The organism is Streptomyces sp. NPDC048606 (assembly GCF_040650855.1).
Taxonomy (GTDB): domain Bacteria; phylum Actinomycetota; class Actinomycetes; order Streptomycetales; family Streptomycetaceae; genus Streptomyces.
Genome location: NZ_JBEZIB010000022.1, coordinates 69,894 through 90,678, shown reverse-complemented (window position 1 = coordinate 90,678; position 20,785 = coordinate 69,894). Strand labels below are relative to the sequence as shown.

Below are 20,785 nucleotides of genomic sequence, written 5' to 3'. Positions count from 1 at the left end.
CGGAGCCGGCCGGCAAGCGCGCGGTGGCGCCGCGCACCCCGGGCGGGACCACACGCACCTCATCACGGGCCCGCGGAGGACTCCCGCCCGACCAGGCTGTTCGTACGCTCATCCTGCCCTCTGGCGCGCCGGTCAACCCCTCGCCACCGAGGCCGCCTCAGAACGCGTAGCGGATCCGCAGCCAGGGGGCGTGCGCCGCGACCAGAGCCCGCACGGCCTCGACGGCCGCGGCCTTCTCCGCGTTGCGGTAACGGACGTTCCAGCTGCCGTTCTCGGAGCGCTTGGCCTGCTGGATGTCGGGGCGCCACAGGGCGTCCTCGGCCCGGGGGTGCCAGGCGAGGTTCAACGCGTGCAGGTCGCGGTTGTGCGTCAGCATGATCACCTCCGCCGCCGCCTGCGCCTTGACGGCACGGGGCAGGACGTCGTCCATCCGTTGCAGGAGCAGCCCCCAGTCGGCCTCCCAACCCGGCCGGATGACGACGGGGGAGAGGTTGAAGTGCACCTCGTAGCCGGCCTCGACGAACGAGGCCGCGGCCTCGACGCGCTGTTCCACGGGGCTGGTGCGCAGGTCGAGCAGGCGTGCGTCACCGGGCGGCATCACCGAGAACCGCACCCGGGTGCGCCCGCGCGGATCGAGGAGCAGCAGGTCGGGGTTGACGAACTTGGTGGCGAAGAAGGCCTTGGCGGTGGGGCGGCGGGCGAAGGCCTCCACCAGGTCGGCGACGTTGTCGCTGACGAGGGCGTCCACGGAGCAGTCGCCGTTCTCGCCGATGTCGTACACCCAGGCCTGCGGGTCGCACTGGTTCGGCTCCCGCTTGGGCCCCTGGCGTGCGATGTGCCGGTCGAGGTGGGCGAGGATCCGCTCGATGTTGGTGAAGACGGTGATCGGGTTGGCGTAGCCCTTGCGCCGAGGGACGTAGCAGTAGGCGCAGGCCATCGCGCAGCCGTTGGCGGGCCCCGGAGCGATCCAGTCGGCCGATCTGCCGTTCGGCCGGGTGGTGAGGGTCTTCTTCTCGCCGAGGACGAGGACCTCGCTCTTGATCCTGACCCAACGTTCGAGGTTGCCCTCGTTGCCGTGGAGCTCCGGGATCCGCCAGTGCGAGTCCACGTCGATGACGCGGGCGTCGGGGAAGCGTGCGAGGACCTGCCGGCCGCGCGGCGACGCGGCGGCGGCCGGTTCGGCGTGGATCTCCCGTACGGAGAGCAGCCGCCGGGCGGCGGGCGAGTCGCGGAACGACGGGCCGGCCGCCGCCCGCGTGGGGCGCGGGCTGCCGCGGCCCTCCGGGCCTTCGAGGCCTTCGAGGTCTTGGAGGTCTTGGAGGTCTTGGAGGTCTTCGAGGTCGAACAGGGTGTCCGGCGGACCGCCGGGGGCCCCGTGCGCACGGCTGCGACGGGCTCCGCCGGTGGGCCGGTGGTCGTTCATGGGTGTGCTCCGCGCTCCTCGCGTCACTGGTCCCGGTCCGGTGTTCCGCCGGGCTGTCCACTGTAGGGCGTCCGGGGTCGACCCCCGACGGGCTCCGGCCCGGTCGCGCGCCGGGTCCGCAGTGGTGACGGCCGTCTCGACGTGCATGGACATGCCCAACGGGGGCAGGCGGCCCGTCGATCTCCGCGCCCGACACGAGCCGCCAGGACACCCTGACGCGCCGGGGCGCGGGGCGACGAAGGGGAGGGTGACGCGGTGGCTACGAGGACCGTGGGCAACGGCGGCGACGACGGCACCGTACGCCGAGGCGCGCCGATCGGGCGGGACGTGCTGCTCGCCGTGGGCCTCGTGGGTACGGCCGTGGGCGGGACGGCCGTCTTCGTCAAGGTCGTCGGCGCGGCCGACGGGTTGCGCGTCGCGGTGCTGCCGCTCGTGATGGCGGCCGTCCTGACGCTCGCGGTCGCGGGCGCCCGCTGGAGCGTGGCGCCCGTACGCCGACGCGCCCCCGTGCCCGTCGACGGCGGCCCGGGGCCCGGCACGCCGCTCGCGCACGGGGTGGAACCGCCCGAGGTGGGCGCGGACGCGCTGGACCACGCCGCGGTGGACGCCGATGGCTTCGAGCACACGGTCGCCGCGCTCTGCGCGCGGGACGGCTGCACCTCGGTCGAAGTGGTCGGGGGCGCGGGCGACCTCGGCGCCGACGTCATCGCCACCACCCCGGACGGGCTCCGCGTCGTCCTCCAGTGCAAGCACTACGCCGCACACCACCGCGTGGGCTCGCAGGACCTGCAACGCTTCGGCGGAACCTGCTTCGCCGTGCACGAGGCCGACGTGGCCGTCGTCGTCACCACCAGCTCCTTCACCGCCCCCGCCCTGGAGTACGCCCGGACCTGCGACATCCGCTGCGTCGACGGCGAGGCCCTGGCCGCCTGGACCGACACCGCCGCCCCCGCGCCCTGGCAGGCCGCCCCGGCGCGCCCCGGCGGCGGGAACGGCTGAGGCCGCCCCGCCCGCGCACGCGTGGCCCGGCGCACGCGGGGCAGGCGCCCCGTGACGGCCCGGCCGATCCCGCCGGGCCGGGACGAGCGGAACGGGAGTGGTGGGACATGAGGACCGCGATGGCAAGGATCCTGGGGGTGGCCACGCTCGGGTACGGGGCGGCGATCGCCTGGCGCCCCCGACTGCTGACCCGGCCGTGCGGGCTCGCCGAGGACGCGCCGACGGTGCTGCTCACGCGGGCCCTGGGGGTCAGGGACGCGGTGATCGGGGCGGCGATGGTCGTGGTGCCGGCGCCGGCCCTCCCCACGGTGGTCCTGGCCCGGACCGCCGTCGACCTCGGCGACGCCCTGGTCTTCGGGCTCGCGCTGCCCGGGGCCGCGGCCCGGTCCAAGGCCGCGGGCGTGGCGCTGACCTGGGCCGGCCTGTGCGCCTGGACCCTCACGACGGCGCCCGCGCCGGCCGCCCCGGTCGTCGAGGCGGCCGGCGACGTCGCCCTGCGCGGCGCCCAGTCCCTCTCCCGCTCCTCGCTCTGACGCCCGCCCCGCGCCCCCACCCCGCATCCCGCATCCCGCAACGAAGGGCTTCCCATGGCACGCACCGTCGCCCGCGTCATCGTCGACGCACTGCGCGAGCTCGACGTCCGGCACGTCTTCGGCGTCGTCGGAGACGCCTTGAACCCGCTCACCGAAGCCATCCGCACGACCGAGGGCCTGGACTGGGTCGCCTGCCGGCACGAAGAGGCCGCCGCCTTCGCCGCGGGGGCTCGCGCGCAGCTCTCCGGCACCCTCGGCGTGTGCATGGGCACGGTCGGCCCCGGCTCCGTACACCTCCTGAACGGTCTGTACGACGCGGCCAAGAGCCGTGCCCCCGTCCTCGCGATCTGCGGACAGGTCCCGCTGGCCGAGATCGGCAGCGACTACTTCCAGGAGGTCGACAACGACCTGCTCTTCCGCGACGTGGCCGTCCACCGGGCCACCGTCACCTCCCCGGACCAGATGCCGCGCGCCCTGGAGAGCGCGGTGCGGGCCGCCGTGACCCTGGGCGGCGTCGCCGTCCTGACCGTGCCGGGGGACATGGGCGACCGGGAGACGACCGACGACCGGCCGACGCGCTTCGCCCTCGACCGCCCCGTCTCCCGCCCCGACGACGCATCCCTCGCGCGGGCCGCCGAGCTGCTGAACGCCGCCTCCCGCGTGACGCTGCTCGTCGGTCGCGGGGCCCGTGACGCCCGTACGGAGGTCCTGCGCACGGCGGAGCTGCTCGCGGCGCCGATGGTGCTCACGCTGAAGGCCAAGGAGGGCTTCGAGGACGACAACGACTTCCAGGTGGGACAGACCGGCCTCATCGGGAACCCGGCCGCCGTCCACGCCCTCGACCGGGGCGAGGCCCTGCTCATGCTGGGCACCGACTTCCCGTACCGGGACTGGTACCCCGAGGACACCCGCGTCGTCCAGATCGACGCCCGCGAGGAGCACCTCGGCCGCCGCACCCCGGTCGACGTGGGACTGGCCGGCGACGTCGGCGCCACCCTGAGCGCACTGCTGCCGCTGCTGGAGCCCATCGCGGACCGAGCGCACCTGGACGACGCCCGCGAGCGGTTCGCCGCCTGGCGGGCCGGGCAGGCGCGGTTGGCCGAGCCGGACCCCGAACAGCGCCTCACGGGGAAGCTGAGGGCCGCGCTCGACAACCGCGACCACGAGATCCGACCCGAGGCACTGGCGGCCGCGGTCGACGCCCACGCGGCCGACGACGCCGTCTTCATCTCCGACACGGGCATGGCCACGGTCTGGGTCTCCCGGTTCGTCACCATGCGCGGAACCCGACGCCTGATCGGCTCGTACAACCTCGGCTCGATGGCGAACGCCATGCCCCAGGCCATCGGGGCCCAACTCTGGGCACCGGACCGGCAGATCGTCGCGTTCTGCGGGGACGGCGGGTTGAGCATGCTGCTCGGCGACCTCATGACGATCAGGACCTACCGGCTGCCGGTGAAGCTGGTCGTCTTCGACAACCGCCGTCTGGGCATGGTCAAACTGGAGCAGGAACAGTCGGGACTTCCGGAATTCGGGACGGAGCTCGACAACCCGGATTTCGCGGCGCTCGCCACCGCGATGGGAATCACCGGGATCCGGGTCGTCGACCCCGCGGACCTGGTGGACGGCGTACGGCGCGCCCTCGACGCACCGGGACCGGTCCTGCTCGACGTGCTCACCAACCCGGAGGAGGTCGCGGTGCCCGGCAGGCCGACCGTGGCCCAGGGCTGGGGTTTCGCCGTCGCCAAGGCCAAGGAGATCCTGCCGGGCGGGCTCGGCGGGACGGACGGGAGCACGCGGGCCGACCACCGGCGGGCACGACGGCGCTGACGGCAGGACGGTGCTGACGGCCCGGCGCCACCGGCGGTACCAGGCCGCGAGCCGGCCGCCGACGAGTTCCCCGGTCACGGCGAGCGGCTGTCCCCGGGCGAGATGAAGGGCTACGGAACATCGGCACGCGCGGCGTCGCCGGCAGCGAGGGCGAGGGCGAGCGGAAGCCGTAGCCGCCGCCTCCCGCCGTGCCGGTCCACGCCGCCTCGCCGGGGAGCCCCCGGGTGGGTGAGGGCCATCGTCCGGAAAACGCAACGTGCGGGACGCCGGCCACGCCGTGACGGGCCGGTGCGGGGTAGGGAATCCCCCTCGGACGCGGGGCCGCGCGGCGGTCGTCCGGCCGGCGGGCCGCCGAGGGCGGCCGGCGCCGTGAACGAACATCCGGCCCGGCGCCCTCCCCTCGTCGGGCCCGCCGTGTTTCGCTGGGAGGACGCCATCGACCCGCGGCGCCGCGCGGGGCGAGCACGCGTGCCCGCCCGTGCGACCAAGGAGAAGGCCCGTGCCCGTCCGACTCGACGTCGTCTCGGCGGGAGCGTACGTGATCCACTGCGCGGGGGAGTTCGACCAGGACACTGTCCCCGACCTCACCGGGGTGGTGGCGGCGGTCCGCGACCGCGCGGGCGCGGGTCGCCTCGTGGTGGACGTCAGGGACGTGACCTTCGCCGACTCCGCCTTCCTCAACTGCCTGCTGGGGCTGCGCGCCGCCGGGGAGCTGGTCCTGGTGGGCCCGCTGCCCGCGCAACTGCGCCGACTGCTGGAGATCACGGGCGCGTTGACCCTCTTCACCCTGGCCCCCTCGGTCCGTGCCGCGCACGGCGGACCGGATCCCTCCGTACCCGCCTGAGGCCGTCGGCTCAGCCGCGCAGGGTCGCGGAGGGGGATAGCCCGTACCGGCGGCGGTAGGCGTCGGCGAAGCGGCCCTGGTGGGCGAAGCCCCAGCGTCGGGCGATCCCCGCGACGGTGGTGCCCGCCCCGGCCCGGCGCAGTTCCTCGTGGGCGCGGGCCAGGCGCACCTGTCTGAGGTAGCCCAGGGGAGTCGTGTCGGCGTGGCGGGCGAAGGCGTACTGCACGGCCCTGGGGGTGACGGGCACGGCCGCGGCGATCTGGGCCAGGCCGATGTCGCGGTGCGCGTTCGCCTCGACGAAGGCCATGGCCCTGCGCAGGGTGTCGTTGGTGGCGTCGCGGCTGTCCGTACGCCGCGGGTCGTCGCCCAGGGTGGTGTTCGGCAGGGCGGAGAGGACGACGGCCGCCAGATGGCGGGCGGCGCTCGCGGCCACCAGGGGGCCGGCGTCGATCGCGGCGTCCGTGAGGACGTGGTCGCGCAGGTAGGCGACGGCCGCGCCCAGTCGCGCGTTGGCGGCCCGGTCGATCGCCCGTTGCCCGGTGATCTCGACCGGGCCGCGGAACCCGGCGCCGGTGGCGGCCACTTCGGTGAGCAGCGCCGGGTCGAACATCGTGATCGTGTAGTGGGCGGCGCGGACCTCGCCCCGGTACGGGCGGTCGTGCGGGGCGATCATGAAGGTCTCGCCGGGCCCGAAGACCTTCTCCCGCCCGTCGGTGGTGTCCGCGCAGGTGCCCCGGTGCATGGTGAGCAGGCACACCCGGTTCAGGCAGCCGGCGTCGTAGGCCATCGTGTAGTCGAAGGCCAGCCGGTCCACCACGATGCCGTCGGAGCTGCGGCGCACGATCCGCGCCCTGGACTCCTCGGGCCTGCCGCCGATCCTCATCGGTGTGTACGCCGCCGACAGGAACGCCTCGGTCTCTTCCAGGTTCCCGCTGCTGAAGAAGAGCGTGTCCACTCCCCGCTCCCTCGTCCCGGGCCGCGCCACCGGTCTTCGGCGTGCCGTCCCGTCGACCCTAACGTCGACTCCCGGCGACCGGAACTCGACTTCCGGCTGATCGGCGTGGCGCGGAAGCGGCGGCCACCGGACGACGTCTCCGGTGGCCGCCGCTCGGCGCGCTGTCTTCGAGTTCGGTGTTCGGCGCGCGGCATCAGGCGTGTCGGCGATTGCCCGTGACGAGGCGGTAGACGGCCAGCAGGATCACGGAGCCGATGATGGCGGCGATCCACGTGGAAAGGTCGAAGAACCCGTCGATGGAGTCGATGCCGAAGAGGACCTTGCCCAGCCAACCGCCGAGCAGGCCGCCCGCGATGCCGATGAGCGTGGTGATGATGATGCCGCCCGGGTCCCTGCCCGGCATGAGCGCCTTGGCGATGAGGCCGGCCAGCAGCCCGATGATGATCCACGCGATGATGCCCACGATGCGTCTCCCACTCCGTTCGACCGGTTCGGTGTCCACAGCCGTCTGCGCGCTTTCTCGCGGGTCAAACGTGTCCCGACCGAAGTGGACCGGTCGAGGATGGGTCGATCGGGGGTTGACCTCAAGCGTGGTTCAGGTCCGAGGGTTTCCCCATCCCGCCCGCCACTCGGCGGCGCGGCACCCGCACGTCGGAGGAAACCCCATGTCGAGCAGCACCGCTTCCCGTTCCGCTTCCCGTTCCGTCCGCGCCGATGCCGCCCGAGGGGCGAAGGCCCCTACCGGGGCGGCCTGGTGGAAGGTCCTGGTCGGAGGCGCGGTCGGCGCCGCCGTGGTCAACCTGGTCGTCCTCGCGGTCGCCGCACTGTCCGGCGCCTCGCTCGTCATCGACGACGCCGGCACGGAGCACCCGATCACGGTCGGGGGAGTCGTCGGCGCCTCCGTCGTCCCGCTCGTCGTCGGGCTGGGCGCGGCCCTGCTGCTGGCCCTGTGGAAGCCGGTCTTCCTGCGGATCGCGCAGTACGTCGGCGGCGGACTGGCGTTGCTGTCGGTCGCGGGCCCGCTGTCCTCCGGAGCCGACGGCGGCACCGTCGCGGCCCTGACGGTCATGCACCTCACCCTCGGCGTGGCCGTCGTGGCCGCCCTCGAACTCCACCGCCGGAACCGCTGAGGCGGCGCGCGGGCGCGGTTCAGGCGCCGGTGTACAGGTCGGCGTACTCCTCGCCGGGCGGGATGACGGTGATGACGTCGATCAGCACGCCGTCGGGGGCGGCGACGATGAAGTGGCGCTGGCCGAACTCCTCGGTGCGCAGGGGCAGTACCTCGGGCAGCCCGGCCTCCGTCACGAGGCGCCGGTGCTCGGCGTCCACGTCGTCCACCTCGAAGTTCAGCAGCAGGCCGCCCCGGAGCGCGGTGCGGTGGCCCTCGGGGACGGACGGGTGGGTGGGGTCGAGGAGGGCCAGCTCGTACGCGGGCGCGTCGGGGCGGCGCAGGCTGACGTACCAGTCGGCCTCGAAGGTGGTCTCGAAGCCGAGGTGGCGGGTGTAGAAGTCGCGGGAGGCCGCCACGTCCCGGGTGGCGAGCACCGGGTAGAAGCCGCCGAGACGGTTCGCGGGCGCGGCGGCGGCGGCGGGGGCGGGGGCGGGAGTGCGTTCGTTCGTCATGACGGAAGCCCTTCGGATCCATTTCACGCATCTCGCATACTCCGGGTATGCGAACCATGGGGCTAGCATACCCCCGGTACGCGAAATGGAAAGGGCGGTGCACCCGATGACCGGAATCCGGGCGGAGCAGCGAGCGGCCACACGAGCGGCCCTCCTGGCCGAAGGGCGACGAAGGTTCGCGGCCGACGGGTACCACCACGTGGTGCTGGCCGAGGTGGCACGGGCCACGGGGGTCACCAAGGGAGCCGCCTACCACCACTTCGACAGCAAGGCCGGACTGTTCCGCGCCGTGGTCGCCGAGGTGCAGCGGGAGCTGGGCGAACGGGTGGCGACCGAGGCCGGGCGGTACGAGGACCTCTGGGAGCAGTTGCGGGCGGGCTGCCGGGCCTTCCTGGCCGCCGGGACCGACCCCGCGGTGCGACGGATCCTGCTGCTGGACGCGCCGACGGTGCTGGGCTGGGACGAGTGGCGGGCCCTGGACGAGGAGTCCTCCGCCCGGCACCTAGCGGAGGCCCTGACGGCGCTCGTCGCGGCCGGGACCATCCCCGACCAGCCGGTGGAACCGTTGGCCCGACTGCTGTCGGGGGCGATGAACGAGACCGCCCTGTGGATCGCGCGGGGCGGTGACGCGCGGGCCGCGGAGCAGGCCCTCGACCGGCTCCTGTCGGGACTGCGCGATTCGGCCTGACGCTTCGCCCACCATCAGGTGAATGTGGGGGGTGGGGGTGGTGGGTGGGGTGGGATGTGCGGGTCGTTTCGTTTTCGTCTCACCGTTGGGAGATCAGCATGAGGGTTCGCGCGATGGTCGTCGCCGCCTGTGTGGCCGCGGGTGTGGTCCTGGGTGGTGCGGGTGCGGCCGTGGCCGACGCGGGGGCGAACGGTCTGGCGGTGGGTTCGCCGGGTGTCCTGTCGGGGAACGTCGTCCAGGTGCCGGTGCACATCCCGATCAACGTGTGCGGCAACTCCGTGAACGTGATCGGGGCGCTGAACCCGGCGGCCGGCAACGTCTGCGCCAACGTCTGAACATCGTGACGTGACATGACGTGCGCGTGGCGGCGGCCCCGTGAGGGCCGCCGCCACGACGCACGTCCGCCCGCCGCCCCCTACGGGGTGGCGCGGGCCCGCGGCGGGCGCGGTGCGGTGTCGAGGAGCTCCCGCACCAGCGCGCCGACCTGATCCGTCTCCAACAGGAATCCGTCGTGCCCGTAGGGCGAGCGGACCACCCGCACCCGGTCCGCGGAGGAGATGCCGGCCGCCAACTCCTCCTGCTGCGCGAGCGGATAGAGACGGTCGGAGTCCACGCCGGCCACCACAGTCCGCGCGAGCACCCCGCCGAGGGCCGCGCGAGGACCGCCGCGACCCCGCCCGATGTCGTGGGTGTTCATGGCCTCGGCCAGGGCGACGTAACTGGCCGCGTCGAAGCGTCGTACGAGCTTGTCGGCCTGGTGGTCGAGGTAGGACTCGACCCGGTACCGACCGCCGAGCAGGGGCTGTTCCCCCTCCTGGGGCGCGTGGCCGAAGCGCGTCTGGAGTTCCCCGGCCGACCGGTAGGTGACGTGCGCCATGCGGCGGGCGATGCCCAGCCCCGCGTGGGGGCCCCGACCGGGCCCGCCGTCGTGGTAGTCGCCGCCCTGCCACAGGGGGTCGGCGCGGATCGCGTGGACCTGTGACGTGGCCCAGGCGATCTGGTCCGCGCTCGCCGCGGCCGGACACGCCAACAGCAACAACGCGGCCACCCGCCCCGGTTCGCCGACCGCCCACTCCAACGCCCGCATCCCGCCCATGGACCCCCCGACCACCAGGGCCCACCGCCCGATGCCGAGCGCGTCGGCGAGGCCGACCTCGGCGCGCACCTGGTCGCGCTGCGTCAGACGGGGGAAGGCGCCGCCCCAGGGGCGCCCCCCGGGACCCGTGGAGGCGGGTCCGGTGCTTCCCTGGCAGCCGCCCAGGACGTTCGGCGCCACCACGAACCACCGGTCGGTGTCCAGCGCCCGACCCGGCCCCACCAGCGCGTCCCACCACCCCGGGGTCGGATGACCGGGCCCGGCGGCGCCCGCCACGTGGCTGTCGCCCGTCAGCGCGTGCAGGACGAGCACCGCGTTCGAACGGTCGGGCGCGAGCCGCCCCCAGGTCTCGAACGCCAGCCGCAGCCGGGGCAGCACACCACCCGCCTCCAACGCCAGCGGACGCATCCGCCGGTGCCACCGGCGACGCCCCGGCGGGTCCCCCTCCCGCCACGCACCCGTGGCCGGAAGGGGGACCGCGCCGGCCGGCGAGGTGGGGGCGGGGTTCAGGACGCTTCCTTCGCGGCGCGGAAGCCCGCCTCCAGGTCGGCCCGCAGGTCGGCGAGGTTCTCGATGCCGACCGACAGCCGCACCAGCCCCGGGGTGGTGCCGGTGGCGGCGAGCTGCGCCTCGTCGAGCTGGCTGTGGGTGGTGGACGCCGGGTGGATGACGAGGCTGCGCACGTCCCCGATGTTCGCGAGGTGGCTGAACAGTTCCAGCCCGTCCACGAACCGTCGGCCCGCCTCCACACCACCGCGCAACTCGAAGGAGAGCACGGCGCCCGCGCCGCGCGGCAGATAGCGCCGCCCCGCCTCGTACCAGCGGTTGGACGGCAGGCCGGGGTAGTGCACCGCCGCGACCTCGTCGCGCTGTTCGAGCCACTCCGCCAGCGCCTGGGCGTTCGAGGAGTGCCGCTCCAGGCGCAGGCTCAGGGTCTCCACGCCCTGGAGGAGCAGGAACGCCGAGTGCGGGGCGATGGCGGGGCCCAGGTCGCGTAGCAGTTGCACCCGCAGCTTGACGGCGTACGCGCCCGCTCCCAGGGCGGGCCAGTAGCGCAGGCCGTGGTAACTGGGGTCGGGCTCGGTGAAGTCGGGGAAGCGCTCGGGGTGCGCGCCGAAGTCGAAGGTGCCCGCGTCGACGACCACGCCGCCGATCGTGGTTCCGTGTCCGCCGAGGAACTTGGTGGCCGAGTGGACGACGACGTCCGCCCCGTGCTCGATGGGGCGCAGCAGGTACGGGGTGGGCACGGTGTTGTCGACGACGAGCGGCACGCCCGCCGCGTGCGCGACGTCGGCGACCCCCCGGACGTCGAGGACGTTGCCGCGCGGGTTGCCGAGGGTCTCCGCGAACAGGGCCTTGGTGTGCGGCCGTACGGCGGCCCGCCACGCGTCGAGGTCGTCGGGGTCCTCGACGAACGACACCTCGATGCCGAACTTCGGGAGCGTGTGGCGGAACAGGTTGTACGTGCCGCCGTAGAGGGAGGCGCTGGAGACGATGTGGTCGCCCGCCGAGGCCAGGTTCAGGATGGCGAGGGTCTCGGCGGCCTGCCCCGAGGCCAGGGCGACGGCGGACAGGCCGCCTTCGAGGGCGGCGACGCGCTGCTCCAGGGCGTCCTGGGTGGGGTTGTGGATGCGGGTGTAGATGTTCCCGGGCTCGGCGAGGGAGAACAGGTCGGAGGCGTGTCGCGTGTCGCGGAAGACGAACGAGGTCGTCTGGTAGATCGGGACCGCGCGGGCACCGGTGGTCGGATCCGGGGTGGTGCCCGCGTGGAGCTGGCGGGTCTCGAAGGACCAGGCCGCGGGGTGGGACCGGGCGGGCTCGTCGTCGGGGGTGTGCTCGGCGGTGACGGCGTCGATGGGCAGGCTCATGGGACTCCTCGGAGGTGAGGGCGGAGCGCGGAGCGCGGGGGTGGAACGGCGGGCGGCCACCGGTACGCGCGAGCGCGGTACGGCGGTGCCGGTGCGGGCCCCGGACGGGCACGGGAGAGCCGGCCCGGGGCGACGCGAGGGGGTACGACGCGACCGCGTACGACGAGTACGCGCAGGCCCGGTGGGCGTGGTGGGGAGCGCGGGGCGATGCCGCGCGGCGCCGCGTCAGGCGGTGACGGGACAACCCGTGGTCGTGACACGCACGTAGTCGACGTGGCGACGGGTCACGAGTACGGTCATGCGCCCAGGTAACCACGGGCGGGACGCGGCGCACCAGCGCTTTCGGGCAACCCGCCCCGATCCGGCGACGGTCCCCGGTCAGCGCCGGGAGATGCGGACCACCCCGGTCTCGGTGCCCTGGTAGAGGGTGCCGTCCGGAGCGGCCGTACCCCGCATCTGGAGCGGGTTGTAGACCAGCCCGATGCCCAGGAAGGACTTGCTCAGCTGCGCCCCTGTGGCCGGGTCGATGACGGAGTGGTGGTACTGGGCGAAGGTGTTGAGGCCGGCGCTGCCGGTGGGCCCCGTCACGGAGACGGTGTAGATCTTCCCGTCGGCCAGGGACAGGCGGGGCAGCGCGGCGGACTTCACCGGACTGTTCCACACCACCGAGCAGCCCGTTCCCCCCGCGTCGACGTCGATCCGGCTGAGGCCGCCGTCGAAGTTCGCGGAAGAGGGCTGACTGGCGGGAGCGCCCGCGGGCAGGGCCGGATAGGCGTAGCCGTAGGTGTTGGTGACGAAGACGCTGCGGCCGGAGGCGATGACGGCGTCCTCGGTGCCGCTGCGAGCGTGCTGGGTCAGCACGGGGACCCGGCAGATCGGCTCCGGTCCGCCGGCCGCCCGGTAGACGAGGAGGTTCCCGTGCGGGGCCGCGTTGTCGACGATGGTGACGTACTCGGTTCCGTCACCGGGGCCGAAGAAGCTGGGCGTGGTGCCGGTGCCCCAGCTGAGCTGGCCGGGCTTGCGGGCCGGCCCGCGGTCGTAGGGGGCCCGCCAGTCCACGACGGGGGTGCCGTCGGGTCCGGCGGACAGCAGGTACAGGGCGTGGTCGGTGGCGACGGCGGTCCGGCCGGGGACCGTGGAGATGCTGTTCTGGACGCCCTCACCGGTGCTGATGCTGCGGACCGCCCCGGTACCGGTGTCGACGGTGCCGATCACGCCGCCACTGGTGGCGAACCAGACCCTGCCGTCCCAGGCGGGGGTCAGGCCGACGATGTTGTCGCCGGCGGGCACCGCGTCGCCCAGGGGGGTGGACTGGTCGATCCGCAGCGTCCAGCCGCCACCGGTGCCGGTGCGGTGGTGGCCGACGCGGACCAGGTTGTCGTTCCCGTCCACGACGACCAGGCGGTCGGTGTTGTCGAGGTAGGCGTAGACCCCGCCGAACAGACTGCCCTTGGGCAGGGCCAGCGAGGCCAGGTCGGCTCCGGTGGCGGGATCGAGCAGGTGGACGGTCGGCGTCTGCCCGAAGATGGTGGTGCACAGGGCGATCACGTAGCCGTCGCCGCCGACGAGCACCGTGGGGCAGGCCGAGGCCAGGGCGGTACGGGAGTAGGCGATGGCGGCCGTGCCGGGACCCGGGTAGGGCGTGGTGCCGCTGGAGGCGCTGTCACCGTGCATGGTGGCCGCGCCGTTGGCCGCGGTGACCGGGTTCTGCGGCGGCTGGGGCCCGAACGGGGAGGCCGGGTCGGCCGAGGCGGGCGATCCCGCTAGGCCGGCGGCGCCGAGGGCCACGGCGAGGGAGCAGGCGAGCACGGCGAGGCGCCCGCCCGTGGGCAGGGAGAACGGCATCAGGAGGTCCTCGGGGGGTGATAGCGGGGGAAGGCGCAGCCGGGAAGCGCCGCGCGCTGCTGGGGGCGAGCCGCGGGCGCGCGTGGCGCGCCCGGAACCGGCGGTGTCACGGGGTGCCGGTCGGTGCGGCTCGGGGCGGAGTCGGCGCGGGCACCGACCGCGGTGAACGGCAGCCGACACGACCGCGGCCGATGGTGCGGCCGGGCGTCCGGTGCCCGGTCCCGTGTCGCGGTGGCTCCTCGGAACGGCTCCGAGAGGGACGCTAGCCGCTGCCGGTGCGCCGCGGCTCCTTCCTCCACCGCCGGCCACGGCTTGTTCACGCAGTTCACGTTCCCGCAGCACGCGAGCAACACGCGGCGTGGAAAGGGGCGGTGGAGACCACGCGGGGCCGTCGAGGCCCGTGAGGCGGGACCCGTGAGGCGAGGCCCATGACGCGGGGCTCGCGGCGCGCTCGCGTGAGCGCGCCGACGACGAAGGGGCCACCCCCGCGCACGAGGTGGCCCCCTTCTCGCCCTGCTCGGCTCAGCCGCGCATCACCGCGGTCGGACGCCCCCGCGGCCGGGCGAACCCGGGCGAGGCCCGCAGCCCCGGGAGCGCGGGCACCCTCCCGCCGCCCCTCGCTCCGGAGGCCTCAGCCGGCCGGGAGCGGGTCGGCGGTGTCGCCGAGGAGGGCGCGCCCGAGGTCGCCGGCGACGTAGTGGACCTCCCGGCCGTAGCGGTGGCCGGTGACGAGGCCGGCGTCCCGGAGCACCGCGAGGTGCTGCGACACCGCGCCCGGGCTCAGCCCCGTGCGGGCGGCCAGTTGCGTGGTGGTGGCCGGTGCGGCGACCTCCGCGAGCAGGCCCGCCCTGCTGCGGCCGAGCAGACGCGCCAGACCGTCGCCGAGGCGGGCGCCGCGCTCCCACAACGTGCCCACCCCCCGGGCCGGGTAGACCACGCAGGGCGGCACGGCGCCCCGGCCGGCCACCAGCCGGCAGCGCTCGGCGAAGGCGGACGGCACCAGCGTCACCCCGGCCCCGCCCGGGGTCGACCCCTCGGCCGGCAGGTCGGCCGAGACGAGCCGGTTCCCCGTCCAGGTCAGGGCGGGGTGCAGCCGAGTGAGCACCTCCCCGATGCCGTCCTCGGCCAACTGGCGGGTCCGGTAGGCGATGTCGGCCTCCAGGACGGCGCGGACGCGCGGCCAGTGGGGTCGCACCGCGATCCGCCACCAGCGCAGCACCACGTCGGTCCGCCCACCGCCGTCGCCGTCGTTGTCGACGATCCCGCCGGACGCCGTTGTCACGGCGGCCAGTTCCTCCTCGATGCCGGCCAGCGGGCACCGCGGGGGCGGTACGGCGTCCAGGTCCAGCCCGATGCCGAACCCCGGTGCGGGTGGCGGACCGCCGGCCGCCAGGGCCTGTTTGATCCACGGCAGGTGCACCGCGTGCCGACCCGGATCCGTCACCGCCCGCAGTCCCGCCACCGTCTCCCACAGCGGGGAGACGGCGAACCTCACGTTCGCCAGGTCGTCCGCCCCCAAGCGCACCGCGCCCATGGTCCCGCCCCGCCTCTCGCCGCACCCCACCCCGCATGACCTTTCGGCCCAGGCTAAATCAATGGTCGCGCACGCCGCCGCCTGGTGATCTCACGGCCATGACGCCCTCTCACCCCGCCGCTGCCGCTGACACCGCCGCGTTCGTCGACACGGAACGTGCCACCGACCCGTCCGACTTCCGCGCCCTGTGGGCCGCCGACACCGTGAGCCAGGCCGGCACCGCCGTCACCCTGCTCGCCCTCCCGCTCCTCGCCATCGGCACCCTGCACGCCACCCCGTTCCAGGTCGGCCTGTTGGTGACCTTCGAGTACCTGGCCTTCCTCCTCGTCGGGCTGCCCGCCGGCGCCTGGGTGGACCGCTCGCGCCACCGTCGCGTGATGATCGCGGGAGACCTCGGCCGGGCGGCCCTGCTCGCCTCGGTCCCGGTCGCCGCCCTGCTCGACGTCCTGACGCTGCCCCAGCTGTACGCGGTCGCCTTCGGCCTCTCCTTCTGCACCGTCTTCTTCGACGTGGCCGCCCAGAGCCTGCTGCCCCGACTGGTCGACGGCGACGCGCTGGAGGCCGCGAACGTCCGACTCGAAGCCACCCGGAGCCTCGTCCAGGCCGCCGGGCCCGGGGTGGGCGGAGCGCTGCTCGCGGTGGTGGCGGCGCCCTTCGCGCTCGCGTTCGACGCGCTGGGCTACCTGGCCTCCGCGCTGCTGCTCACCCGTATCCGCCGTACGGACGCCCCCACCGAGGCGAAGACCAAGGCCGACGCCGATGCCGGGGCCGGCGCCCCGGCCGCGGCGGACCTCCGTACGGAGATCGCGGCGGGTCTGCGCTTCGTCTTCGGACACCCGACGCTGCGGGCCGTCACCCTCGCCGGCGCGGTCTCGAACCTGTGCGGCACGATCGGCGCGGCCATGCTGATGGTGCTGCTCGCCGGTGAACTCGGCCTGTCGCCGCTGTGGTGCGGCCTGGTGTTCACGGCGGAGGCCCTCGGCGGCCTCCTCGGCGGCCTGCTCACCGCGCGCGTCGCGGCCCGGCTCGGCCCGGGGCCCGCGATGTGCGCGTCCGTCCTGCTGAGCGGGGTGCTGTGGCTGGCGGCCGTGCCCTGCTTCGAGGCCGACTGGCGCCTCGCGGTCGCCGTCGCCCTCCAGGGGCTCGGCTGGGCCGCCTTCATGCCCTTCAGGATCGGCGCGGTCACCCTGCGGCAGCGGCTGTGCCCGCCCGAACTGCTGGGACGGGTCACCGCCACGGTCCGCTTCGTGATGTGGGGCGCGATGCCGGTGGGAGCCCTCATCGGCGGTCTGCTCGGCCGGTACGCCGGGGCGAGGTCCGCCCTGTGGGTCGGGGCGGTCGCCGAACTGGGCGCCGTGCTGCCGTTGTTGCTGTCGCCTTTGCGCCGCCCCCGCGCGCTCGGGGACTGACCTTCCCGCACCCCGCCCGGGGCTACCCGGCGGGTTCCGGCGGGGGCGTGTCGCCCGGGGCGGCGGCCCCGTACCAGGGGCGCAGTGCCCGGTAGGTCCGCATCATCTCGGGCCCGAGGTGCGCCTCGATCCCGTACCCGGGCTGCCCCTCGTAGGGGAGGCGGTGGATGAAGGACGTCACGATCACCTCGATCGCGCCGGGCACGCGGCGCCGCGTCTCCTCCTCCAGGAAGTCGAGGACCCGCCGCCAGTCGGGGCCGCCCGCCCCGCCTTCCCCCCGGTACGAAAGCACGGTCTCCTTGACGACCTCCCAGAAGAACAGGTGGTCGAGCACCTCGTGTTCGTTGTCGACGTGCCATGCGTACGTCTCCTGGAACCCGGGCACCCGGGCGACCAGGTCCTCCACCAGTCGCACCCCTGCGGCGTCCTTGAGCTCCGCCTCGGAGGGTGCCCGCGCCCCGCCTTCGTCCGTCATGGGCCGGACGCTACCCCACCGGGCCGCGCGCCCCGCCGCCGCTCGGCGCGTGCCCGGCCGTCAGGAACCGGTCGCGGCGCGATCGGAATGGCTGCGCAGCACGCAGAACTCGTTGCCCTCGGGGTCGGCGAGGACCGCCCAGCCGGATCCGTCGGGGTTGCGGTGATCGCCGACCAGGGTGGCGCCGAGACCGAGCAGTCGTTCCACCTCCCGCTCGCGCGATGTCTCGGGGCGCAGGCACAGGTGGATCCGGTTCTTGATCTCCTTGGGCTCGGGGACCTGGTTGAAGTACAACACCGGGCCCTCCGCGAGCAACACCTGCGTCTCCCGGTCGCCCGGTCTGTCCTGCGGATCCTGCGGACTGCCGGTCACCTCGCTCCAGAACCGCGCCAGCCCGTAGGCATCCGCACAGTCGATCGCCACGTTCTGCACCACCGAAACCATGGGCCAGAGCTTGCCCCACTTTCGCTCCGGACACCAACGGACGGCGTGCGGCGGCCCCGATGCGGGTTTGCGGGACATCCTCGCGGTCACACGCGGGACATGACCGAATCAGAGAAGTTCAGCAAGGCCCGCGCCGTCCGCGAGGGCACGAGCACCGCGGCGGAGACGACGAGCGGACCGGTGGGGGTACTGGCCGCCCTGCCGGCCCCGTTCGCGGAGAAGACCGCCGCCGCGACCGAGGCCGTCCGGGGCTCCGTCGGGAAGACCGGCTGGGTGTGGAGCGCGATCGGGGCCCGCAAGGCCGTCACGGCCGGGGCGGTGACCGTCACCGCGGCCGTCGTCACCACCGCGTACGCCCTCGGCCGGCGTGCCGGACTGCGCCGCCGCGGCCCCCTCTCCCGGCTCACCGGCGGCCGCGTCTGAGAGCGCCCGCCGCACGACACCCCCCGCGCCCCGCCGAGACCCCGTCGCCCCGCCGACCGGTACGTCACGGCGTCGGGCGCGAGGGAGAACCGGCGGATCTTTCCGATCAGGCGTTCCCGCGACCGATTGGACGGCGGGCGACCGGGTACCCGCACGGCCATCCAGGGAATGATCACTGAGGAGAGGACTCGTCCATGCTGATGGCTCACCCGGCGGTGCTGCCCGGTCTCGTCGATCGCTACTGGGCCCTGGCCGTCCTGGCGGAAGGGGACGGCGCCTCGCTCGTACGGGCCGAGATCGCGGACGTCGCGCGTGCCCTGTGCGTCGCGACGGGCACCACCGACGTCCACGCGGCCCTGATCGCCGCACGCCATCGCCTCCCCGGCGCCGACACCTTCGATGATTCCGTCATCGAGCCCCGTGACATGAGTCGCGCGGTCGTGGACAACCGCAGGGCATGAAGCAGACTGCGCATCTCGACCACGGCGGCGAACCCGAGCGGGGGACCGGCGACCGACAGGCCGTGACGGGCCCCGACGAGGGGATCGGGGAACGAGCACCGCGACGCCCCACCGAACTGCCCGCACGTTCATGGAAGGAGGTGCTGCTCGGCACCCTGAAGGAGGTCGGCGACGACGAACTGGCCGACCGCGCCGCGGCACTGACCTACTACGGCGTGCTGGCGATCTTCCCCGCCCTGCTGGTGCTGGTCTCGCTGCTGGGCGTCACGGGGGAATCGACCGTGCGACGCCTCCTGGACGAACTGCGCGGCCTGACGCCCGGCGCCACCCGGGACGTGGTCACCGGCGCGGTGGAGCAGCTCCAGGGCAACGCGGGCGTCGGATCCGCGGTGGCGGCCGTGGCGTTGGTCGTCGCGGTGTGGTCCGCCTCGGGCTACACCGGCGCGTTCATCCGCGCCTCGAACGCCGTCTACGACGTCCCCGAGGGCCGCCCCCTGTGGAAGGTGCTGCCGCTGCGCCTGGCGCTCACCCTCGCGCTGATGCTCCTCGCCTGCGGCGGCGCGCTGATCGTGGTCTTCAGCGGAGCGCCGGCACGCCGGGCCGGCGCCGTCCTGGGGATGGGCGACACCGCGCTGACGGTGTGGTCCGTCGCGAAGTGGCCCGTCCTGGTCCTCCTCGTCACGATCATGATCGCGCTGCTGTACTGGGCCGCGCCGAACGCCAAGGGCCGGGGCTTCTCCTGGGTGACACCGGGCAGCCTGCTGGCCCTGCTGATCTGGATGATCGCCTCCGCCGGATTCGCCTTCTACGCCGCCAACTTCGGCTCCTACAACAAGACGTACGGCGCCCTCGCGGGCGTGATCGTCTTCCTCGTCTGGTTGTGGATCACGAACCTGGCGATCCTCCTGGGCCTGGAATTCGACGCGGAACTGAGCCGACAGCGGGCCATCGCCGCGGGGATGCCCGCGGACGCGGAACCCTACGTCCGGCCGCGCGACACCCGTGCCTGGAGCGAGGAGGACCAGCGCCGCATGGAGGGGTCCGCCGTCGACCCCGGGACGGGCGCGGCCGGCGCCGGCGGGTCCGTGGCCGGGTGAGCCCCGCCCCCGCGGGCCCCGGGCGGCGTCAGGTGTGGACGCGGCCGTTGGCGCCGTCGTGGCCGTCGGCGTGCTCGTCGTCGAACCAGTGGTCGCCGGCCCCGAGGTAGCGGAAGGAGAACGCGCTGTGGGCGGGCAGGGCGATGGTCGCGGCGCGGGTGCCGTCCCCGCGCGGCTCCAGCGGGTGGGCGGCGGGGTTCCAGTGGTTGAAGTCGCCGACGACGCTGACGGGCCCGTGCGGGGTTTCCGCGGGGAGGACGAACGTGATCCGCGTACGGCCCTTGAGCTGCTTGCGTTCGAGCACGGAAAGACTCCAGCCGGGGAGGGGGAAACGACCCGCCCATCCTCGTACCGCCGCGCCGCGGCGCGGCGGTACGGGGCCGTGGGACGGACGCAGGTCACCCGGGTGGCCCCCGCCGATGCCCCACACCGTGTCGGGCCGCGTCGACGCGGCCCGCTGGGTCAGGCCAACGGCGCGTGCGTGAAGTGGCGGACCACCAGGGGGCCGAGGAGGTACTCCTCCTCGCCCGGCAGCATCACCGGACGCTCCCGCCAGTGCGCGCCGGCGTAGCCGACGAGGTCCTCCTCGCCGCGCCAGCGGCTGACGTACACGAGCGAGTCGGGCGGTGCGATGAGCACCTCGTGGTCCACCAGTCCGGGGTGCAGATCGGGGAACCCGCGCACCGCGGCGACGATCAACTCGTGGAACGCCTCGAACCGTTCGGGACGGACGCGTGCCTCACTCACCCTGACGATCACGCCGTCAGCCTGTCACACGGACGGCCGCCGTGTCTGCCCCGCCGCGGCCCGGCGGACCGCCGGCGTTCCCTGACCCTCTCGCGCTCGTTCCCGGTCGTGCGGACCTCGACCGACACACCGAATTCGAGACTTTCGTCAGGCGTCGGGAGCGCTGTGAACGGCGATTCCGAATGATCAACGCGATCACTTCACGCCAATCGATTTGACCCTTCGTTGACATGCGATTGAACGACTCTTTACCTTCGGTGGGCGGGCTGCCGAGGGGGGATCTCGGCGCCCGCGTTCCAGATCCCCGGCATGCGAGGAGGACCACCATGGACCGGCTCATCGAGCACATGACCCAGGACGCCGTCTGGGCCAAGTGGGTCGCCGCGAACTCGGCGCAGGGCGCCAAGGACGGCTGCATCAGCGCCACCCCGAAGGAGGGTTGTATCAGCGTCGCCGGCAAGACCGGCTGCATCTCCTGATCCACCCCCACC

The 20,785-nt window shown here is 74.1% G+C and carries 24 protein-coding genes; 12 read left to right on the top strand and 12 right to left on the bottom strand.

Going from position 1 to position 20,785, the window contains the following annotated elements:
• Positions 1-157: 157 nt before the first annotated feature.
• Positions 158-1,423 (bottom strand): spore photoproduct lyase family protein, encoded by a 1,266-nt coding sequence (locus AB0D01_RS23620; protein ID WP_363058338.1) that lies wholly within the window; start codon positions 1,421-1,423, stop codon positions 158-160.
• 255 nt (positions 1,424-1,678) lie between these two features.
• Between AB0D01_RS23620 and AB0D01_RS23615 the strand changes: the two genes are divergently transcribed.
• The 4 genes from AB0D01_RS23615 (at position 1,679) to AB0D01_RS23600 (ending at position 5,629) form a co-directional block, all read left to right on the top strand.
• Positions 1,679-2,422, top strand: a complete 744-nt coding sequence (locus AB0D01_RS23615; protein WP_363058336.1) for a restriction endonuclease — start codon at positions 1,679-1,681, stop codon at positions 2,420-2,422.
• A 119-nt stretch (positions 2,423-2,541) separates the two neighbouring features.
• On the top strand, positions 2,542-2,955 hold the full coding sequence (locus AB0D01_RS23610; RefSeq protein ID WP_363058334.1) for a hypothetical protein: 414 nt from the start codon (positions 2,542-2,544) through the stop codon (positions 2,953-2,955).
• A gap of 54 nt (positions 2,956-3,009) precedes the next feature.
• Complete coding sequence (locus tag AB0D01_RS23605) at positions 3,010-4,785, top strand: thiamine pyrophosphate-dependent enzyme (RefSeq protein WP_363058332.1); 1,776 nt, start codon at positions 3,010-3,012, stop codon at positions 4,783-4,785.
• A 499-nt stretch (positions 4,786-5,284) separates the two neighbouring features.
• On the top strand, positions 5,285-5,629 hold the full coding sequence (locus AB0D01_RS23600) for an STAS domain-containing protein (RefSeq protein WP_363058330.1): 345 nt from the start codon (positions 5,285-5,287) through the stop codon (positions 5,627-5,629).
• A gap of 10 nt (positions 5,630-5,639) precedes the next feature.
• Here AB0D01_RS23600 and AB0D01_RS23595 read toward each other — a convergent pair whose 3' ends face one another.
• Positions 5,640-6,584 carry a helix-turn-helix transcriptional regulator gene (locus AB0D01_RS23595; RefSeq protein WP_363058328.1) on the bottom strand — a complete coding sequence of 315 codons (945 nt, stop codon included), beginning with the start codon at positions 6,582-6,584 and terminating at the stop codon, positions 5,640-5,642.
• A 193-nt stretch (positions 6,585-6,777) separates the two neighbouring features.
• Complete coding sequence (locus tag AB0D01_RS23590) at positions 6,778-7,047, bottom strand: GlsB/YeaQ/YmgE family stress response membrane protein (protein WP_363058326.1); 270 nt, start codon at positions 7,045-7,047, stop codon at positions 6,778-6,780.
• Between the two features lie 202 nt (positions 7,048-7,249).
• Here AB0D01_RS23590 and AB0D01_RS23585 point away from each other — a divergent pair, with 202 nt between their 5' ends.
• A complete protein-coding gene (locus tag AB0D01_RS23585; RefSeq protein WP_363058324.1) occupies positions 7,250-7,714 on the top strand; it encodes a DUF6069 family protein in 465 nt (154 codons plus the stop codon).
• 19 nt (positions 7,715-7,733) lie between these two features.
• On the opposite strand, the gene AB0D01_RS23580 is transcribed toward AB0D01_RS23585, so the two are convergent.
• Positions 7,734-8,207, bottom strand: a complete 474-nt coding sequence (locus tag AB0D01_RS23580) for a VOC family protein (RefSeq protein ID WP_363058322.1) — start codon at positions 8,205-8,207, stop codon at positions 7,734-7,736.
• Between the two features lie 106 nt (positions 8,208-8,313).
• Between AB0D01_RS23580 and AB0D01_RS23575 the strand changes: the two genes are divergently transcribed.
• Together AB0D01_RS23575 and AB0D01_RS23570 are read left to right on the top strand one after the other, a co-directional pair.
• On the top strand, positions 8,314-8,895 hold the full coding sequence (locus tag AB0D01_RS23575; protein ID WP_363058320.1) for a TetR/AcrR family transcriptional regulator: 582 nt from the start codon (positions 8,314-8,316) through the stop codon (positions 8,893-8,895).
• A gap of 113 nt (positions 8,896-9,008) precedes the next feature.
• Complete coding sequence (locus AB0D01_RS23570; protein ID WP_363058439.1) at positions 9,009-9,230, top strand: chaplin; 222 nt, start codon at positions 9,009-9,011, stop codon at positions 9,228-9,230.
• A gap of 80 nt (positions 9,231-9,310) precedes the next feature.
• Here AB0D01_RS23570 and AB0D01_RS23565 read toward each other — a convergent pair whose 3' ends face one another.
• The 4 genes from AB0D01_RS23565 to AB0D01_RS23550 form a co-directional block, all read right to left on the bottom strand.
• Positions 9,311-10,501, bottom strand: a complete 1,191-nt coding sequence (locus tag AB0D01_RS23565; protein WP_363058437.1) for a homoserine O-acetyltransferase — start codon at positions 10,499-10,501, stop codon at positions 9,311-9,313.
• Positions 10,498-11,859, bottom strand: a complete 1,362-nt coding sequence (locus tag AB0D01_RS23560) for a bifunctional o-acetylhomoserine/o-acetylserine sulfhydrylase (protein WP_363058318.1) — start codon at positions 11,857-11,859, stop codon at positions 10,498-10,500. Before AB0D01_RS23560 ends, AB0D01_RS23565 begins: the two co-directional genes overlap by 4 nt.
• 378 nt (positions 11,860-12,237) lie before the next feature.
• Positions 12,238-13,704: a hypothetical protein gene (locus AB0D01_RS23555; RefSeq protein WP_363058316.1), complete on the bottom strand. Its 1,467-nt coding sequence runs from the start codon at positions 13,702-13,704 to the stop codon at positions 12,238-12,240.
• A gap of 631 nt (positions 13,705-14,335) precedes the next feature.
• Positions 14,336-15,238: a DUF5937 family protein gene (locus tag AB0D01_RS23550; RefSeq protein ID WP_363058314.1), complete on the bottom strand. Its 903-nt coding sequence runs from the start codon at positions 15,236-15,238 to the stop codon at positions 14,336-14,338.
• Positions 15,239-15,336: 98 nt separating this feature from the next.
• On the opposite strand from AB0D01_RS23550, the gene AB0D01_RS23545 reads away from it, so the two are divergent.
• The gene (locus AB0D01_RS23545) at positions 15,337-16,647 is read left to right on the top strand and encodes an MFS transporter (RefSeq protein WP_363058312.1); all 1,311 of its coding nucleotides are present in this window, start codon (positions 15,337-15,339) and stop codon (positions 16,645-16,647) included.
• 22 nt (positions 16,648-16,669) lie between these two features.
• On the opposite strand, the gene AB0D01_RS23540 is transcribed toward AB0D01_RS23545, so the two are convergent.
• Together AB0D01_RS23540 and AB0D01_RS23535 are read right to left on the bottom strand one after the other, a co-directional pair.
• The gene (locus tag AB0D01_RS23540; RefSeq protein WP_363058310.1) at positions 16,670-17,122 is read right to left on the bottom strand and encodes a hypothetical protein; all 453 of its coding nucleotides are present in this window, start codon (positions 17,120-17,122) and stop codon (positions 16,670-16,672) included.
• A 60-nt stretch (positions 17,123-17,182) separates the two neighbouring features.
• The gene (locus AB0D01_RS23535; protein WP_363058308.1) at positions 17,183-17,566 is read right to left on the bottom strand and encodes a VOC family protein; all 384 of its coding nucleotides are present in this window, start codon (positions 17,564-17,566) and stop codon (positions 17,183-17,185) included.
• Positions 17,567-17,665: 99 nt separating this feature from the next.
• Between AB0D01_RS23535 and AB0D01_RS23530 the strand changes: the two genes are divergently transcribed.
• The 3 genes from AB0D01_RS23530 (at position 17,666) to AB0D01_RS23520 (ending at position 19,547) form a co-directional block, all read left to right on the top strand.
• Positions 17,666-17,989, top strand: coding sequence for a hypothetical protein (locus AB0D01_RS23530; protein ID WP_363058306.1), 324 nt, complete (start codon positions 17,666-17,668; stop codon positions 17,987-17,989).
• 194 nt (positions 17,990-18,183) lie between these two features.
• Positions 18,184-18,450, top strand: a complete 267-nt coding sequence (locus AB0D01_RS23525) for a DUF5133 domain-containing protein (protein ID WP_363058305.1) — start codon at positions 18,184-18,186, stop codon at positions 18,448-18,450.
• Entirely contained in the window at positions 18,447-19,547 is a 1,101-nt protein-coding gene (locus AB0D01_RS23520) for a YihY/virulence factor BrkB family protein (RefSeq protein WP_363058304.1), read from the top strand. Before AB0D01_RS23525 ends, AB0D01_RS23520 begins: the two co-directional genes overlap by 4 nt.
• 28 nt (positions 19,548-19,575) lie before the next feature.
• Here AB0D01_RS23520 and AB0D01_RS23515 read toward each other — a convergent pair whose 3' ends face one another.
• Together AB0D01_RS23515 and AB0D01_RS23510 are read right to left on the bottom strand one after the other, a co-directional pair.
• Positions 19,576-19,851, bottom strand: a complete 276-nt coding sequence (locus AB0D01_RS23515) for an isoamylase early set domain-containing protein (protein WP_363058303.1) — start codon at positions 19,849-19,851, stop codon at positions 19,576-19,578.
• Positions 19,852-20,009: 158 nt separating this feature from the next.
• A complete protein-coding gene (locus AB0D01_RS23510; RefSeq protein WP_363058302.1) occupies positions 20,010-20,294 on the bottom strand; it encodes a hypothetical protein in 285 nt (94 codons plus the stop codon).
• Positions 20,295-20,620: 326 nt separating this feature from the next.
• Between AB0D01_RS23510 and AB0D01_RS23505 the strand changes: the two genes are divergently transcribed.
• Entirely contained in the window at positions 20,621-20,773 is a 153-nt protein-coding gene (locus tag AB0D01_RS23505; RefSeq protein WP_363058300.1) for a hypothetical protein, read from the top strand.
• Positions 20,774-20,785 lie beyond the last annotated feature (12 nt).

Bases quoted from the DNA above. Each gene is read 5' to 3' on its own strand.
- AB0D01_RS23620 (WP_363058338.1), bottom strand. From the start codon at position 1,423: ATGAACGACCACCGGCCCACCGGCGGAGCCCGTCGCAGCCGTGCGCAC.
- AB0D01_RS23610 (WP_363058334.1), top strand. From the start codon at position 2,542: ATGGCAAGGATCCTGGGGGTGGCCACGCTCGGGTACGGGGCGGCGATC.
- AB0D01_RS23605 (WP_363058332.1), top strand. From the start codon at position 3,010: ATGGCACGCACCGTCGCCCGCGTCATCGTCGACGCACTGCGCGAGCTC.
- AB0D01_RS23585 (WP_363058324.1), top strand. From the start codon at position 7,250: ATGTCGAGCAGCACCGCTTCCCGTTCCGCTTCCCGTTCCGTCCGCGCC.
- AB0D01_RS23580 (WP_363058322.1), bottom strand. From the start codon at position 8,207: ATGACGAACGAACGCACTCCCGCCCCCGCCCCCGCCGCCGCCGCCGCG.
- AB0D01_RS23575 (WP_363058320.1), top strand. From the start codon at position 8,314: ATGACCGGAATCCGGGCGGAGCAGCGAGCGGCCACACGAGCGGCCCTC.
- AB0D01_RS23570 (WP_363058439.1), top strand. From the start codon at position 9,009: ATGGTCGTCGCCGCCTGTGTGGCCGCGGGTGTGGTCCTGGGTGGTGCG.
- AB0D01_RS23560 (WP_363058318.1), bottom strand. From the start codon at position 11,859: ATGAGCCTGCCCATCGACGCCGTCACCGCCGAGCACACCCCCGACGAC.
- AB0D01_RS23555 (WP_363058316.1), bottom strand. From the start codon at position 13,704: ATGCCGTTCTCCCTGCCCACGGGCGGGCGCCTCGCCGTGCTCGCCTGC.
- AB0D01_RS23550 (WP_363058314.1), bottom strand. From the start codon at position 15,238: ATGGGCGCGGTGCGCTTGGGGGCGGACGACCTGGCGAACGTGAGGTTC.
- AB0D01_RS23545 (WP_363058312.1), top strand. From the start codon at position 15,337: ATGACGCCCTCTCACCCCGCCGCTGCCGCTGACACCGCCGCGTTCGTC.
- AB0D01_RS23540 (WP_363058310.1), bottom strand. From the start codon at position 17,122: ATGACGGACGAAGGCGGGGCGCGGGCACCCTCCGAGGCGGAGCTCAAG.
- AB0D01_RS23535 (WP_363058308.1), bottom strand. From the start codon at position 17,566: ATGGTTTCGGTGGTGCAGAACGTGGCGATCGACTGTGCGGATGCCTAC.
- AB0D01_RS23530 (WP_363058306.1), top strand. From the start codon at position 17,666: ATGACCGAATCAGAGAAGTTCAGCAAGGCCCGCGCCGTCCGCGAGGGC.
- AB0D01_RS23525 (WP_363058305.1), top strand. From the start codon at position 18,184: ATGCTGATGGCTCACCCGGCGGTGCTGCCCGGTCTCGTCGATCGCTAC.
- AB0D01_RS23520 (WP_363058304.1), top strand. From the start codon at position 18,447: ATGAAGCAGACTGCGCATCTCGACCACGGCGGCGAACCCGAGCGGGGG.
- AB0D01_RS23505 (WP_363058300.1), top strand. From the start codon at position 20,621: ATGGACCGGCTCATCGAGCACATGACCCAGGACGCCGTCTGGGCCAAG.